This is a genomic window from Psychrobacter sp. P11G3 (genome assembly GCF_001435845.1).
GTDB lineage: Bacteria > Pseudomonadota > Gammaproteobacteria > Pseudomonadales > Moraxellaceae > Psychrobacter.
In genome coordinates this window covers 2,279,078-2,294,068 of the sequence record NZ_CM003596.1, presented here as the reverse complement: position 1 = coordinate 2,294,068, position 14,991 = coordinate 2,279,078, and the positions used below count along the sequence as shown (strand labels likewise).

12 protein-coding genes and 3 tRNA genes are annotated in these 14,991 nt (G+C 41.9%); 11 read left to right on the top strand and 4 right to left on the bottom strand.

The genetic code is table 11. The features are described 5' to 3' along the window. Positions 1-104: 104 nt before the first annotated feature. Positions 105-1,757: an aminotransferase class I/II-fold pyridoxal phosphate-dependent enzyme gene (locus AK824_RS09190; protein WP_319823141.1), complete on the bottom strand. Its 1,653-nt coding sequence runs from the start codon at positions 1,755-1,757 to the stop codon at positions 105-107. 443 nt (positions 1,758-2,200) lie between these two features. Between AK824_RS09190 and msrB the strand changes: the two genes are divergently transcribed. The 4 genes from msrB to AK824_RS09170 all read left to right on the top strand — a co-directional run bounded on the left by msrB (position 2,201) and on the right by AK824_RS09170 (position 3,663). After that, entirely contained in the window at positions 2,201-2,626 is a 426-nt protein-coding gene (msrB, locus tag AK824_RS09185) for a peptide-methionine (R)-S-oxide reductase MsrB (protein WP_057760931.1), read from the top strand. A gap of 137 nt (positions 2,627-2,763) precedes the next feature. Further along, positions 2,764-3,249, top strand: a complete 486-nt coding sequence (locus AK824_RS09180) for a glutathione peroxidase (RefSeq protein WP_057760929.1) — start codon at positions 2,764-2,766, stop codon at positions 3,247-3,249. A 224-nt stretch (positions 3,250-3,473) separates the two neighbouring features. After that, positions 3,474-3,549 (top strand) — tRNA-Val (locus AK824_RS09175). Between the two features lie 37 nt (positions 3,550-3,586). Continuing rightward, a tRNA-Asp gene (locus tag AK824_RS09170) sits at positions 3,587-3,663 on the top strand. 371 nt (positions 3,664-4,034) lie between these two features. Here AK824_RS09170 and AK824_RS09165 read toward each other — a convergent pair. Further along, the gene (locus AK824_RS09165) at positions 4,035-5,384 is read right to left on the bottom strand and encodes an MBL fold metallo-hydrolase (RefSeq protein WP_057760927.1); all 1,350 of its coding nucleotides are present in this window, start codon (positions 5,382-5,384) and stop codon (positions 4,035-4,037) included. Positions 5,385-6,531: 1,147 nt separating this feature from the next. Between AK824_RS09165 and AK824_RS09155 the strand changes: the two genes are divergently transcribed. The 5 genes from AK824_RS09155 (at position 6,532) to AK824_RS09135 (ending at position 9,799) form a co-directional block, all read left to right on the top strand. Next, positions 6,532-6,795, top strand: a complete 264-nt coding sequence (locus tag AK824_RS09155; RefSeq protein ID WP_057760924.1) for a YrhK family protein — start codon at positions 6,532-6,534, stop codon at positions 6,793-6,795. Between the two features lie 54 nt (positions 6,796-6,849). Next, positions 6,850-7,212, top strand: a complete 363-nt coding sequence (locus AK824_RS09150; protein WP_057760921.1) for an ArsR/SmtB family transcription factor — start codon at positions 6,850-6,852, stop codon at positions 7,210-7,212. 44 nt (positions 7,213-7,256) lie between these two features. Next, positions 7,257-7,664 (top strand): arsenate reductase (glutaredoxin), encoded by a 408-nt coding sequence (gene arsC, locus AK824_RS09145; RefSeq protein ID WP_057760920.1) that lies wholly within the window; start codon positions 7,257-7,259, stop codon positions 7,662-7,664. Further along, positions 7,651-8,424: an arsenical resistance protein ArsH gene (gene arsH / locus AK824_RS09140; protein ID WP_082624620.1), complete on the top strand. Its 774-nt coding sequence runs from the start codon at positions 7,651-7,653 to the stop codon at positions 8,422-8,424. The genes arsC and arsH overlap by 14 nt, the downstream gene beginning before the upstream one ends. A gap of 67 nt (positions 8,425-8,491) precedes the next feature. Then, the gene (locus AK824_RS09135; protein WP_057760919.1) at positions 8,492-9,799 is read left to right on the top strand and encodes an arsenic transporter; all 1,308 of its coding nucleotides are present in this window, start codon (positions 8,492-8,494) and stop codon (positions 9,797-9,799) included. Between the two features lie 563 nt (positions 9,800-10,362). Here the strand turns inward: AK824_RS09135 and AK824_RS09130 are convergent. Both AK824_RS09130 and AK824_RS09125 read right to left on the bottom strand, forming a co-directional pair. After that, positions 10,363-10,438: transfer RNA gene (locus tag AK824_RS09130), tRNA-Asn, on the bottom strand. A 256-nt stretch (positions 10,439-10,694) separates the two neighbouring features. Next, positions 10,695-11,897 carry a pyridoxal phosphate-dependent aminotransferase gene (locus AK824_RS09125; RefSeq protein WP_057760918.1) on the bottom strand — a complete coding sequence of 401 codons (1,203 nt, stop codon included), beginning with the start codon at positions 11,895-11,897 and terminating at the stop codon, positions 10,695-10,697. A 542-nt stretch (positions 11,898-12,439) separates the two neighbouring features. On the opposite strand from AK824_RS09125, the gene AK824_RS09120 reads away from it, so the two are divergent. Both AK824_RS09120 and AK824_RS09115 read left to right on the top strand, forming a co-directional pair. Further along, complete coding sequence (locus AK824_RS09120; protein WP_057760917.1) at positions 12,440-13,177, top strand: SDR family NAD(P)-dependent oxidoreductase; 738 nt, start codon at positions 12,440-12,442, stop codon at positions 13,175-13,177. A 62-nt stretch (positions 13,178-13,239) separates the two neighbouring features. Continuing rightward, complete coding sequence (locus tag AK824_RS09115) at positions 13,240-14,976, top strand: NAD(P)/FAD-dependent oxidoreductase (RefSeq protein WP_057760916.1); 1,737 nt, start codon at positions 13,240-13,242, stop codon at positions 14,974-14,976. The last annotated feature ends 15 nt before the right edge of the window (positions 14,977-14,991 follow it).

Below are 14,991 nucleotides of genomic sequence, written 5' to 3'. Positions count from 1 at the left end.
ATCAATGAATCGTCGTAATTGAGTTTGAATAACTAGGTTCAACGCAATAAAAAACGCTTATCAGCATCATGCCGATAAGCGTTTTTTTAATGATATATAACGATTTACTCGGTACCAAATTGCTTACGTTTTTTGGCAAAAAATCTGTCCAATCTATCCATCGCATTTTCTAGGTCAAGTAAATTAGGTAAGAACACCAGACGGAAATGGTCGGGTCTATCCCAGTTAAACCCAGTACCTTGAACCATCAATACATTTTCTTCAACGAGCAAGTCCATCATAAAATCCATATCATCGGTGATAGGGTAAACCTCTGGATCCATTTTTGGAAAACAGTAAAACGCGCCTTGAGGCATGGTACAAGAAATACCTTTGATAGCATTTAGACGTGAGACTGCCATTTCACGTTGCTTATATAGACGACCCTTTTCAGAGGTTAGGTCTTGCATGCTCTGATGCCCACCCATCGCTGTTTGAATGGCGTACTGTCCTTGCACGTTAGAACAAAGGCGCATAGATGCGAGCATATCTAAGCCTTCAATAAAGTCAGCTGCGTGCTGTTTGCGGCCTGATACCATCATCCAACCTGAGCGAAATCCTGCAATACGATGCGACTTCGACAAGCCATTGTAAGAGAGTACTAGCACGTCGTCAGTTAAGGTGCTCATCGGCGTATGTACATTATCATCATAGAGAATGCGGTCGTAAATCTCATCGGCCATGATGATTAAATCATGCTCTTTAGCGACTTCAATAATTTGCTTTAATAGCTCATCACTATAAAGGGAGCCTGTCGGGTTATTTGGGTTAATAACCACGATACCTTTCGTTTTGCTCGTGATTTTAGACTTAATATCTTCAATATCAGGGTGCCAGTTATCTTCTTCATTGCAGCGATAGTGCACAGCAGTACCGCCAGCGAGATTAGCAGCAGCAGTCCAAAGCGGGTAGTCTGGCATCGGAATCAGGACTTCATCACAATCATTCATCAACGCCTGCATAGTCATGACAATAAGCTCAGAAACCCCATTGCCCAAATACACATCACGTACGTCAACGGCCGATAACAATCCTTTAGACTGGTAATATTGCAAAATGGCTTTACGCGCTGAGAAAATCCCCTGTGAGTCTGAATAGCCAGTCGCCTCAGATAAGTTCATAGCGACATCGCGTAAAATCTCATGCGGGGCTTCTAAACCAAAAGGCGCTGGATTACCCACGTTTAGTTTTAATATGCGTTTGCCTTCTGCTTCCATCTTATTGGCAGTCTGCAATAGAGGACCACGAATGTCATAGCAAACGTTTTGTAATTTATCAGATTTTTTTATGGTGTTCATAGCATGACCGTTTTTCGGATTGATTGTCGAATTGGTTTTTAAGTCTTTACCAGCAGTAGAAGTTATCATGGACTGAGCATCAGTTGTCTTAATACCTGACTGGATGTGTGAACTCGCATCTAGCTTTTGATGTTCACTGCGCTCTATAGATGATGTCGACTCGTCTGCATCAATAGCTTCATTGTGGAGGTCGCCGCGCAACAGATATCCCTCACTACAGCCCAAAATATGTGCGAGCGTAGGCAGCTTGGATGAGACAATACCGTTGGTACCGCGCTCCCAGTTTGAGATAGCACCACGGCTCACTTTGGCACCAGCGGCTGTCATGGCTTGTGCTAGCTGCTCAGCTGTGAATCCTTTGTCACGGCGCAACTGTACCAGTCGTTCCGCTTGCGTACTTTTGCTATTGTCGTCAGACATTATTGTTTGAGCCTTTGTTAATCAGTAAATATTCAGAGTAGAGATATATTAAACATTTTAATTAAACACTAATGCAAGATATTATTGCATTGATAGTTAATTTGCAAATGATTTTACAATCAGTTCTATCAGTGTTTGCAAGTATATCTTGCAATTAACACTTGGCTTATATTTGTATGGCTCTAAATCTCTTATATAGACTATAAAAGGTATAGGTATCAAATTACATCTTTACCCATCATTATCTAAAATTAATTTGGTATATTTAACTCAGTCGATCTCTTCAATCATGCTGTCTATCTCCCAATATAAAGAGTGCTTTTCTTATATATGCCTTGAATAGTGCGTCGATAACCAACAGATAGAGCACATCGTTTTCATAATCATATGGCGATAAAATAGTTACCGAGATTAGATAATAAATACTCGAATAAGGATAAATTATGCAAGACAACCAACTAAGCAAAGAAGAGATCAGCCAGTTGACTGAAGCTGACTGGAAAGAGCGTTTAACCGCTGATGAGTATCATATTATGCGTGAGAAGGGCACTGAACGCCCATTTACAGGTGTATATAATGATGCGACCGATGATGGCGTTTACCGTTGTAAAGGCTGCGGTGCAAGCTTGTTTGACTCAAGTAATAAATTTGATGCGAGCTGTGGTTGGCCAAGTTTTGATCAAGGTATCGATAACAGCGCGATTGAAGAGCACGTCGATAACTCGCTAGGCATGACTCGTACCGAAGTCACTTGCAGCAACTGCGGCGCACATTTAGGTCATGTATTCCCTGATGGTCCTACTGAGACAACAGGCATGCGTTATTGCATCAACTCAGTATCTATCGATTTAGATAAGTCTGAGAAGTAAGTAGTCTAAGTAGTATTAGAAACGTGAAAGGGAAGTACAAGGTGCTTCCTTTTCAATAGTTTTATTATGTGTATGATAGAAAAAGAAGTAGTGCATAGACACTCAAAACAATAAAAACCTCAATTTAAGGATAAATGATGAGTACAATTTATGATTTTACGGCTGAGCGCATGGATGGTAGCTCGCAAGCGTTTTCAGATTACCAAGATAAAGTATTATTAATCGTCAATACCGCAAGCAAATGTGGATTTACGCCGCAGTTCGAAGGTTTAGAGTCGCTATATCAACAGTATAAAGATCAAGGGCTGGTGGTTATCGGTTTTCCTTGTAATCAATTTGGTAGCCAAGACCCAGGTAGCAACGATGAGATTGGTGCGTTTTGCCAAAAGAACTATGGTGTCAGCTTTCCGATGATGGCGAAGACTGATGTTAATGGCGCAGATGCTCATCCTATCTATCAATGGCTCAAAGAACAAAAAGGTGGCGTGCTGACTGATGGTATTAAGTGGAATTTCACCAAGTTCCTAGTCGATAGTAAAGGTCAGGTTATTGACCGTTATGCACCAACGACTAAGCCAGAAGCTATCAAAAATGACATCGAGCAAGCACTGGCCAATAAGTAAGCATTAAATTTAAAAAATATTGATTTTGTATAAAAATATAAAATCAATAAAAACAAATGCTTGCTAGATATTCTAATAAAAATCGAAAAAATATCTAAAAAAGTCGTAAATACTGTTTGACACCCAACTGTAAATCTATATAATACACACCCACAGCAGCAGAGCTTAGTGACAAACTTAAGAGCTCAGTTGATGTTGAATAAATTGCCTAGCAATTGTTCGAAGGGTGATTAGCTCAGTTGGTAGAGCGTCTGCCTTACACGCAGAATGTCGGCGGTTCGAATCCGTCATCACCCACCACTTCTTAGCAAGTGGGTAAACAAGCTAAGAGACCTAAGCAGCGGTAGTTCAGTTGGTTAGAATACCGGCCTGTCACGCCGGGGGTCGCGGGTTCGAGTCCCGTCCGCTGCGCCATATTTAAAACGAATTTAAACCTTTGGGTTTAAGCAAGTTTCGCCTCAAGCATTAGATTGTTTGAGGTTTTTTTGTGTCTGTTTTTTATGTATCTATGTTTTATGAGTGATAAGTCAGATAAGGAAATAAAGTAAGAGTTAGAGTCTAGTACTGTGACTGATATTTACTTAAGTCATGTCACTTAAAAGTCAGCTAAAACGACGACCCTTCTTTTATATCAGTCTTATATTGAATAAAAGAAGGGTCGTTGTACTTATTTTAGGTATAGCATATCTTAGTTACAGTACATTAAAATGCCTTTGCTTAAAACTCATTGTTCAAAACTTGAGACGCGTTTTAGATAGTTGTAGATTTTAGCTACGGGTAAAGACTTACTTATGCGTTGCTTGCCATGCGCCCATAGACCCTAGATAAATATCAATGTGCTTAAAACCTCGACTAGCGAGCCACCCTGCTGCTATTGTTGCTCGAGCACCACTGGCACACATTAATGTATAGTGGCGACTTTGGTCAAGCTCATGCCAACGCTCGTTCAGGTGACCAACATATATATGCTGTGAGCCTTCGATCGCATTGGCATTCCTCTCATCGATATCGCGTACATCGAGCAATGTCCAGTTCTGAGAATTATTAAGGCGACTCTCTACCTCGGTTGTATCGATCATAGGGGTTTGCTGCATCTGTTCCCCTTTGGCAGCAGCAGGGACGACACCCACATAGCCACCGACAATATTATCAAAAGCAATACGTACCAGATGCTCCATTGCAGTCGCCAGTTGATCTTCATCAGAGGCAATCAGTGCCAAGCTTTGTCCTTCCTCGATAAACCATCCAGCAAACGCAGGTAGCATGTTGACAGGTAAGCTCATAGAACCGGGCAGGTGTCCTGACGCATATGCCATGGGTTCACGAATATCGATGAGATGATCAGCATCGCAGTCATGCAGCTGCTTAAGTGAAAGGTTACGCGGACGCATAACCACTGGAGGCGCTTCACCACCTTCCATATTAAGGCGCTCCATCAATCTGAAGTAGGGCGGCTGATAATGGTTTTCGCTAGTCTTGAAGTCAATAAATGCCTCACGATCGTTAATCTGTAAGCGTGGATTGTTCATCTTTTCATGACCAACGGTAGAAAACTCACGCTCCGCCATACCTGAACCACAGACTGACCCTGCACCATGAGCTGGATAAATAAGCGCCTGATCACCGAGCGCTAGAATGTCTTGTAACGAATCATAAAGTAAACCTGCAACTTCTCTGCGACGCTCAGGATAGAAGTCAGTACGACCGACATCACCTACAAAGAGCGCATCGCCAGTAAAAACGCCAACCGCCTTATCTGGATACGCCGTGTCAAACAGCGCATAAGCCAGGTGATCATCGGTATGACCAGGCGTTTCTAAGACACGGATTTCTAATTGGCCAATTGAAAAGCAATCACCATTACGTACTGTCTCAGCGTAGACAACAGGTTGTTCTAGATTGGGTCTATGCAAAACTGTTGCTCCTGTCATTGCAGCCAAGATAGGTGCGCCAGAAACCAAATCTTCATTACGATGTGTCTCAAAAATATGAGTAATTTCAAGCCCTGCTGCGCGCGCCTTTTCTACATATATCACGCAGTCACGACGTGGGTCAATTACCGCTGCTTGACCACCAGAGCCTACCAAGTAAGATAAGTGCGAAAGTCCGAGTGTTTTGATTTTTTCTAATAGCATGTCTTGTCCTTATTATAGTTATGTCAAATGAGCTTTTTGCCAGTAGCATATTACTAGCCACGTTGATTTGTCTGATCGAATTATTGTTCGGGGAAATTCTTTAATAGCTATCAATATACAATAACATATATTGACTTTATATTTATATAGGTATTCGTCCAATAAACAGTGCTCTTTTGGATAGATGGATGAAATAAAAGAATATAAATATAATGATCTTTTGGAATTACGATCGTGAGTTTGAGTAAGTGCAATAGGTAAAGAAGGAGTTTATGTGGAAATACGAGACTTGTGAAAAGTAACCATTATCATATGATGTCATTTATATTGAAGCCATAAGGTATATATTAATCCAACGTGACAACTATAAGTAAGTCACTATTCATTTAAGTTCACTATTCTAGTATTCTGAAGGCTATAACTGCTCTAATACGGTTCTTTGTATTTGGCATTGTAGGTTCTGCTTTGTTGTTTACAAAAATAGTTCTAAATTACTTATATTCTTATAATATTTCCTTTTCTTGTAAGAATGATTATAAAAAATTATAGCGATTCAGCTTATGTACGAAATATTTCTTCTATATACCATGTTCTTATTTTCTTCGCTTATCACTATTATTATAGTGGGTACTTTTTTAGTAGATGCATTTGTCTATTTATTTGGAGAGAAAATCAACTTCAAGACCGTTTCATATAACATATCTCCTGTTGGTAGAGAGTTTTGCTTAGGACATTGGCACTCTATAAATATAGTCTACGAATATGAGGTATCAGAAAAGAACTATAGTAGTAATTTACTTAATTCTACGAATTCTGTGATGAAGCTTAGCTATGAAAGTGCTAATGCGAGACTGTCAAAGTGTCTGAATGAAAGTAAAGTTTACGTTGTTAAATCACTTCCTAAAATATCGATGATAATGCCTTTTAGCCAAGATCTTAGATACTATTTAGGATTGATCTTTAGCGTCTCATGTATGATATTTTCAGGTCTCAAAATTCTATAAGTGTAATAAAGTTATTGAACTGTCGTTAGTGAGGTTAAAAACAGATGTCTTATTTGATAAGCTATTCTACAATAGCTCATTGACAGCCGTGCTAGCCAATTGATATATCTATTGTTCAAATACATGCAAGCAAAGGATAAATTTTGAGCGACTGCAAAGCGTTAGATGTTGATATTGGGCAAGAGCATATTGCCATACAGCGACGATATGATGCTTTGGGCGCAGTAAATGATTTACTTATCGCTGTTTGGTTTTTGATTGGTAGCTTTTTCTTTTTGAAAGAATCGTTAACGACGGACGGCACATGGCTATTTATCCTTGGCAGCGCCCAACTACTTATCAAACCGCTAATTAAGCTAATCAGCTTGATTCATGTTGGTAGGGTATTTAAACGCACAAAAAAATAACAACCTCGTTCAAAACACATTGAATTATTTTAATATGTCTGTATTATTGGACATATGGAAATAACTAATGCTATCGCAAGCTTTGCTGCGCTCTCTCAAGATACTCGTTTAAAGGCTTTTAAGCTGCTAGTCAGCCATGAGCCTGAAGGCCTACCTGCGGGCGAAATAGCCCGTCAGCTCGCTGTTCCTCATAACACAATGTCAGCCCACCTATCGGTGCTGGCACGGGCAGGGTGGGTGGTCTCACAGCGTCATAGCCGGCAGATTATCTATCGTGCTTCGTTATTACATATGGATAACGTCATTCAGTTCCTGTTGCAAGATTGCTGTGCGGGACATCCAAAACTGTGTGCGTCACTCATGGATAGCCTGAGCGACTGCAGAGTAAATGAGTCTGCTGAGCAAAGTAATGATTAAACCAATTATCAATTCAATAAATACATAAAATAGGTGTAAACACTATGAAGCCATTAATCTTTCATAATCCTAAATGCGGTACATCTCGTAACACACTTGCCATTATTAAAGCGTCGGGTGAAGAGCCAGAAGTGGTGGAATATCTGAAAAATACGCCAACGCGCGACCGTTTAGTGGAGCTGTTGGCACAAATGCAGATTTCGCCTAGAGAGCTATTAAGAAGCAAAGAAGCTATTAATGATGAGCTTGGTCTGGATAATCCTGAGTTGTCTGACGACCAAATTATCGATGCCATGATTGCGCATCCTATTTTAATCAACCGTCCTATCGTAGTGACGGATAAAGGCGCTGCTCTATGCCGTCCGTCAGAGCGTGTGTTTGAATTGCTAGCAAATCCAGTAAGTAGCTTCACCAAAGAAGACGGCGAGGTTGTTACTCATGACAAACACTGAGGTTGACCAAACATTAGCAGTTGATCCTACTGTTTCGCCAGAATTTAGCTTAGACGATTTGCCCAATATTGATATAGATAATCTTCAGCCTATCGACATTGATTCTTTGGTTGCGCCAAATGATTCACGTCATCCGCCGAAAATATTAGTGCTATACGGTTCTGTCCGTGCACGCTCGTTTTCTAGATTGGCCGCTGAAGAGTCTAGCCGATTGCTACGTTGGTATGGTTGTGAAGTAAAAATGTTTGATCCGTCCGGCTTGCCGTTGCCTGACGATGTAGACTCAGACCATCCTAAAGTGCAAGAATTGCGGGAGCTGGCGCAGTGGTCAGAAGGCATGCTGTGGGTGAGTCCAGAGCGTCACGGCAGTATCACTAGTATTATGAAAGCGCAAATCGACTGGATACCGCTGTCACTAGGTGGCGTGCGTCCAACTCAAGGTAAAACACTAGCACTGATGCAAGTCAGCGGCGGCAGTCAGAGCTTCAATACAGTTAATCAAATGCGTATTCTTGGGCGCTGGATGCGGATGATTACTATCCCCAATCAATCTTCGATACCCAAAGCATTTTTGGAGTTCAACGACGACAATCGCATGGATATGTCTCCGTTATATCTGCGTCTTGTCGATGTCTGTGAGGAGCTAGTGAAGTTTACTTGGCTCACACGCGGGCGTTCAGATTATCTCACTGATCGCTATTCAGAACGCGTCGAGAGTGCTGAAGAAGTATCGAGCCGCGTCAATCAAAAATCGATCTAACCTCCTAATCGATCTAATTCCCTATATTAAATCGGCTGAATAAAGTCAGCTTAAGTAAGGTTGTACAATGCTTGCATTTGCTATTTTTGTGGTCACTTTAGTCTTAGTTATCTGGCAACCTAAAGGACTGGGTATCGGCTGGATCGCCATGGGTGGTGCCTTAGTCGCGTTAGTGCTTGGCGTCGTGCAACTATCAGATGTGGGTATTGTCTGGGATATTGTCTGGGATGCGACCTTTACTTTTGTAGCGCTGATTATCATCTCGCTTATCTTAGATCGGGCAGGGTTTTTCGGCTGGGCAGCATTGCATGTGGCACGCCTTGGCAATGGGCAAGGGCGCTTATTGTTTCCGATGATTGTCGTACTCGGCGCCTTTATTTCTGCCTTTTTTGCCAATGATGGGGCTGCGCTATTACTAACCCCGATTGTCATTGCTATCTTGCTGCGTCTGAAATTTTCGCCACCATCAGCTCTGGCATTTATCATAGCGACTGGTTTTATCGCTGATACGGCAAGCTTGCCATTGGTCACCTCAAATTTAGTCAATATTGTCAGTGCCAATTATTTCGATATTGGCTTTGGTCGTTATGCGGCGGTGATGGTACCAGTCAATATAGTGTCTGTATTAGCGACGCTACTGGTATTGTGGGTTGTCTACGCACGTCATATTCCAAAAACCTACTCGACTAGCGAACTCAGCGCTCCAGAGTCTGCTATTACCGATCCATTGGTATTCCGAGCTGCATTTCCTCTATTAGGCTTGCTATTGGTCGCCTACTTTGCGACTGAGCCGTTGGGACTGCCTATTTCACTGGTCACAGGTATCGCTGCTGTTACACTAATGGCAATCGCTGGCCGCTTATGGCAAGGCGGGCATGGTGCGGTGGTTTCAGTGAGCGACGTAGTACGTAAGGCGCCTTGGCAAATCGTACTATTCTCAATCGGTATGTATCTGGTGGTATATGGTTTAGGTAATGCGGGGCTTACAGCCTATGGTGCGCAAGCACTCAACTGGTTGGGACAACAAGGCGCAGTCATTGCTACCGTTGGAACTGGGTTTTTATCAGCGATAGTCGCTTCTGTTATGAATAATATGCCAGCAACCCTAGTTGGCGCGCTTGCGATCGATCAAGCACAAGTACCTGCAGCGACACGAGAGCTAATGATTTATGCTAATGTCATCGGTAATGATTTGGGACCTAAATTTACGCCGATTGGTAGTCTTGCTACTTTACTATGGTTACATGTATTGGCAGAGAAGGACTACAAAATCAGCTGGGGGCAGTACATAAAGATTGGTCTACTGATCACGCCGCCTGTGTTGTTAGTGACACTGTTAGCATTGGTATTCTGGTTACCAATATTGCCAAGCTAAGTTAGCCAATAGAGAACTTGCTACAGTAATGTTTTATCGTGACTATGATATTTACTTTTAAATATCATGGTCATAATCAAGTATGAGATAAAGTAGTTATTAGCGCTTATCAAAATGGTAAAATAGATAATCAATATTAGGGTCTGTTGAACATCCAAATATTAGGACTGCTGATCGCGAAAATCGCATCAAACTAGGCGTAAACCGACGATAATGTCGAGACCTTAACTAGGCTTGCAACAACGTTTGAGGTGATTTTAGCATCAGCCTTGAGAACGGATCGAGTAAAGCACTGCTTTGCCCGTTTGCAAGACGAGAGCTGTGCTCGAGTGGAGGGCAGGGCTATTTTTTGCCAATACATGGCGAAATTGTCTAACCTAGAACGACTAGGCGTCAAAAATTTCACTGCGTATTGTCTAAAAAATAGTCACTGCCAGTACCACATTTGAATGTTCAACAGAACCTAAATGATACGCATAAAAAAACCCTCATCAAATTGATGAGGGTTTTGGCAAATGCCATAATTGAATCAAAGTTGACTCAAGAAAATTACTACTAAAATGTGGCTCTCCAACCTGGGCTCGAACCAGGGACACACGGATTAACAGTCCGTTGCTCTACCAACTGAGCTATTGGAGAATAGGCTGTAAGTGTTTAATCGCTTACAACGAGCCTTAGAAGTCTCTAACGAGTTCTTGCTAAGTGGGGCGTATTCTAGCAAAGTTAAAAAATACGTCAAGCCTTTTTTTGCATAATTAGTAAAAATTGTCATTTTAATGATGAGATAGCGTGTTTTTCCTAATTATGTCTAAGACTCTCGCAAAAAAAGACGCCCTATAGAGTGTATAGGGCGTTTTTTTAATGAACAGCGGTAAGACTCGTTGCTATTTACGATTTATTCAGCAACGTCTAAATCAGCCACTGCTTTTTCGATACGTGATAGTGCATCTTTCAATGTTGCCTCATCAGTAGCGTACGAGATACGCATATAGCCGCCAAGACCGAATGCATCGCCAGGTACGACTGCCACGCCTACTTTGTCCAATAACCATGCTGAGAATTCAGTACATGATGACAGGCCAGCCGCTTTGATAAGCGGTACGATATTTGGATACACATAAAATGCGCCATCAGGACGCAAGCAAGTAATGCCTTTAATAGCATTTAGACCATCTACGACTAGGTCACAGCGCTTTTCAAAAGCGGCTACCATCGGCTCTAGTACGCTCTGATCACCACTGATAGCGACTTCCGCTGCCACTTGGCTGATTGATGTTGGGCATGAAGTAGACTGTGACTGTACCTTTTTCATCGCGCCGATTAGCTTAGCAGGGCCACCCGCATAACCGATACGCCAGCCTGTCATCGCATACGCTTTAGACACACCGTTCAAGATGATGGCACGATCTTTTAGCTCAGGTGCCGCGTTTAAGATATTGTAGAACTTATCGCCTGTCCAGCGAATGTGCTCGTACATATCGTCTGAAGCTACATAAACTTGTGGATGCTTTTTCAATACTTCAGCGATGGCCTTTAGCTCATCTAATGTATAGATCATACCAGTCGGGTTAGATGGGCTGTTCAATACCAACAATTTAGTCTTGTCAGTAATCGCTTCTTCTAGCTGCTCAGGGGTGATTTTGAAGTCTTGCTCAGCTGGGCATTTGACGATGACTGGCACGCCTTCTGCGATGATAACCATGTCAGGATAGCTGACCCAATATGGTGCTGGGATGATGACTTCGTCGCCAGGATTGATAAACGCTTGGGCAAGGTTAAAGAACGACTGCTTACCACCGACCGATACTAGGATTTCGTTTGGCTCATAGCTGATGTCGTTGTCGCGCTTAAACTTCTCGATGATGGCTGTTTTTAGCTCTGGCGTACCATCAACAGCCGTATATTTAGTAAAGCCATCATTGATTGCATCGATTGCTGCTTTTTTGATATGTTCAGGGGTATCAAAATCAGGTTCACCAGCGCCCAAACCGATAATATCTTTACCAGCTGCTTTTAGCTCTTTGGCTTTATTGGTAATCGCTAGCGTAGGTGATGGTTGGATGTTGTTGACGCGGTCAGACAGTTGCAACTCGCTCATGAGAGATCCTTTTTTATATGAGAGTGGGGTTGGTGAAAATCTGATATTAATTATATAACGTTTTCATTGCTATCAGGACAAGATGTCAGATAGTTTAAGAAAAGATAGCGTCATCTTACCGTGATACGGCGCTCATTCGATTATAGATGATGCTTCGGCAAACGACGCGATTGCTAATTTTTGCATTGTAGCATGCTGATATTGAGCTGTCTTATGACCCTAGTAACAGAATATTGTGTTATCGCTTGTAATAGCAGTATCCTTGTGAAGGTAGTAAACAACACGCTGAGATTAAGCTTGAGCCCAGACGATTGCGAAGACACAACAATAAACCTGTAGCCGACCACTATAATTATTTAGATTTGTTAAATAAAATGGCTTATAGCTTAATTAAATGCGACCAATGATAGCTGCGAAGAATAACAATAATAGCTAGCTGTTATCAAAAATCTAAATTTTCATTAAGCAATCAGTTTAAGAGCATTAATTCCATATTATGAAAATACTTAAAAAGATAAGAATACTCAAAAAGGATATTTACGATGACAGATTCTACTGAAAAATTACATATTCTCATTACTGGGGCGACGTCAGGCATTGGTAAGCAGTTGGCAAAAGACTATCTGCTAGCAGATCATCATGTATATGCAGTTGGCCGTGACGACGAAGCGTTGGCTGAACTTCAGGCGTTAGGCGCAGAAACGATTGATTTAGACCTCATGGATCGAGAAAAGGTCATCGAAGCTTTTGAAAAAATCGACAATGTCGATCTAGCTATTTGCGGCGCTGGCATGTGCGAGTACTTAGATATGCCGAACTTTGATAGTAGTGTGTTTATGAAAGTCATGTCGGTCAATATGGGCACGTTGTCTCATGCGATCGAAGGAGTGCTGCCAAAGCTAATTGCCTCAAAAGGTCGCTTGGTCGGTATCGGTTCAGCGTCTGCTTATGTGCCTTTTGCGCGCGCTGAGGCCTATGGTAGCTCAAAAGCTGCTATCCATTATCTGATGAAGACCCTACAGATTAGCCTTGCTCCGTATGATGTGTCAGTCAGCTTAGTCGTACCTGGTTTTGTTGAAACGCCGATGACCAAACAGAATGACTTTCCGATGCCGTTTATCCAAACGCCAGCGCAGGCCAGTCAAGCCATACGAGACGGTATCGAAAGCGGGCATGATGTGATTGAATTTCCGAAAAAACTAACCATGCCTTTAAAAGCATTGGGTACGCTGCCTGATTTGGTCTGGCAGCAAGTTAGTGAAAAACTTAATAAAAAATAATCTACTATCAGTAGAACTCTCAGCCATCATATCGACAGAAAAATACAGAAGGGAATGCTTTTATGCCGTTTACTCGTTTCAAGCGTGCCAGTAACCAAAAAAATGCTACCAAGGCTGCAGCAGATTCTGACCATCAGACTACCCAAAAACGTATTGCTATCATCGGCTCAGGTGTGTCAGGACTGACATGTGCCCATTATCTAGGTACGCAACATGATGTGACGGTATTTGAAGCCAATGATTATATCGGCGGGCATGTAAATACGATTGACGTGGCACTCCAAAACGGTAAAAAAGTAAAGAGTAGCAATGTAGAGAGTAGTGCGATAGATACAGGATTTATTGTTTTTAATGAGCGCACATACCCGAACTTCTTTCGTTTGCTTCATGAGTTGCAGGTGCCGTTTCAGGCAACGGATATGAGTTTTTCTGTCAAAAATACTGCACGTCATTTTGAATACAATGGTCATACGCTCAACACTTTATTATCACAACGTAAAAATGTACTCAATCCAAAATTCTGGCAGTTTATCAAAGATATTTTGCAGTTTAATAAGCATATCAAACAGCTACGTCAGGATTATGATAGTGCGCGCTCTCAAGGACAAGATGTCAGTAGCTTTGCAGAGCAAACGCTCGGTGGTTATTTGGCACAAAAAAAATACGGTCAGCTATTTACTGATAACTATCTATTGCCAATGGTATCGGCCATTTGGTCAACCAGCCTAGATGAAGTGCAAGAATTTCCTTTGGTGTTTTTTGCACAATTCTTTGACAACCACGGGTTGCTGGATGTGGTCAATCGTCCGCAGTGGTTTACGATAAAAGGCGGCTCAAAGCAGTACGTCAATAAACTGATTCCACGCTTTATTAAAGCGGGTGGCAAGATACTAGTCAATAGCCCAGTACAGTCTGTGGTTCGTGATGGCGATCAAGTGACTTTGACAGTACAGAATGCTTTGACAGTGCAGGATAAAGGTAATGCTAACAATCGTAGCGAAAATCTTGTATTCGATGAAGTTATATTTGCTTGTCATGCAGATACCGCACTAAAGATTCTAAAGGATGCGAGCACCGATGAATCTGAAGTATTAGGTCATTTCCGCTTTACTAAAAACACGGCTGTATTGCACACTGATACCAGTGTTTTACCTAAGAAACCACTGGCATGGGCAAGCTGGAATTACTTAATAGATGAAACAGTTTCAGGTAATACTAAGGATGAGCAAGCGGCTGGAAACGCACAGATACCTGCAAAGCCAGTGCTGACTTATCACATGAATATCCTGCAACGCTTGACCAAAAAACACAATTATTTGGTCACCCTAAATCCAGCTGTAGACAACAAAAGCGTCGATGATAAGCAGATAATTAAGAGCATTGATTACAGTCATCCAGTATTCGATCTTGCGATGATTGATGCACAGACTAAATGGTCGAGTATCTCTGGTAACGGTTCGCACACGCATTTCTGCGGAGCCTATTGGTTTAATGGCTTTCATGAAGATGGCGTACGCAGTGGATTACGCGTCTGTCAGGCGCTTGGGCTTGATATTGATATAAAAGACGAGGTTGATCCAGCTCATTTACCTGACGCTGATAGCGCGCATACGCCGTTTCGTTATAAAGACTTGCCTATAAAAGCGGATACCAAATTACGTAGACTGAACAAGCGTGAAGTAACCACAGCGACAACCAATCAGGAGCTGGTTGAGTATGCTGATCGTCTGCAGAATTCAGCTGCTGATACGAGCCAATATAAGAAGCGTGGCTTATTCGGTCGCCGTAAAACCAAATAATATGACGATTAATGC

Excerpts from the sequence above, each read along its gene's own strand:
- AK824_RS09190 (WP_319823141.1), bottom strand. The coding sequence starts at position 1,757 with ATGTCTGACGACAATAGCAAAAGTACGCAAGCGGAACGACTGGTACAG.
- msrB (WP_057760931.1), top strand. The coding sequence starts at position 2,201 with ATGCAAGACAACCAACTAAGCAAAGAAGAGATCAGCCAGTTGACTGAA.
- AK824_RS09180 (WP_057760929.1), top strand. The coding sequence starts at position 2,764 with ATGAGTACAATTTATGATTTTACGGCTGAGCGCATGGATGGTAGCTCG.
- AK824_RS09165 (WP_057760927.1), bottom strand. The coding sequence starts at position 5,384 with ATGCTATTAGAAAAAATCAAAACACTCGGACTTTCGCACTTATCTTAC.
- AK824_RS09150 (WP_057760921.1), top strand. The coding sequence starts at position 6,850 with ATGGAAATAACTAATGCTATCGCAAGCTTTGCTGCGCTCTCTCAAGAT.
- arsC (WP_057760920.1), top strand. The coding sequence starts at position 7,257 with ATGAAGCCATTAATCTTTCATAATCCTAAATGCGGTACATCTCGTAAC.
- arsH (WP_082624620.1), top strand. The coding sequence starts at position 7,651 with ATGACAAACACTGAGGTTGACCAAACATTAGCAGTTGATCCTACTGTT.
- AK824_RS09135 (WP_057760919.1), top strand. The coding sequence starts at position 8,492 with ATGCTTGCATTTGCTATTTTTGTGGTCACTTTAGTCTTAGTTATCTGG.
- AK824_RS09125 (WP_057760918.1), bottom strand. The coding sequence starts at position 11,897 with ATGAGCGAGTTGCAACTGTCTGACCGCGTCAACAACATCCAACCATCA.
- AK824_RS09120 (WP_057760917.1), top strand. The coding sequence starts at position 12,440 with ATGACAGATTCTACTGAAAAATTACATATTCTCATTACTGGGGCGACG.
- AK824_RS09115 (WP_057760916.1), top strand. The coding sequence starts at position 13,240 with ATGCCGTTTACTCGTTTCAAGCGTGCCAGTAACCAAAAAAATGCTACC.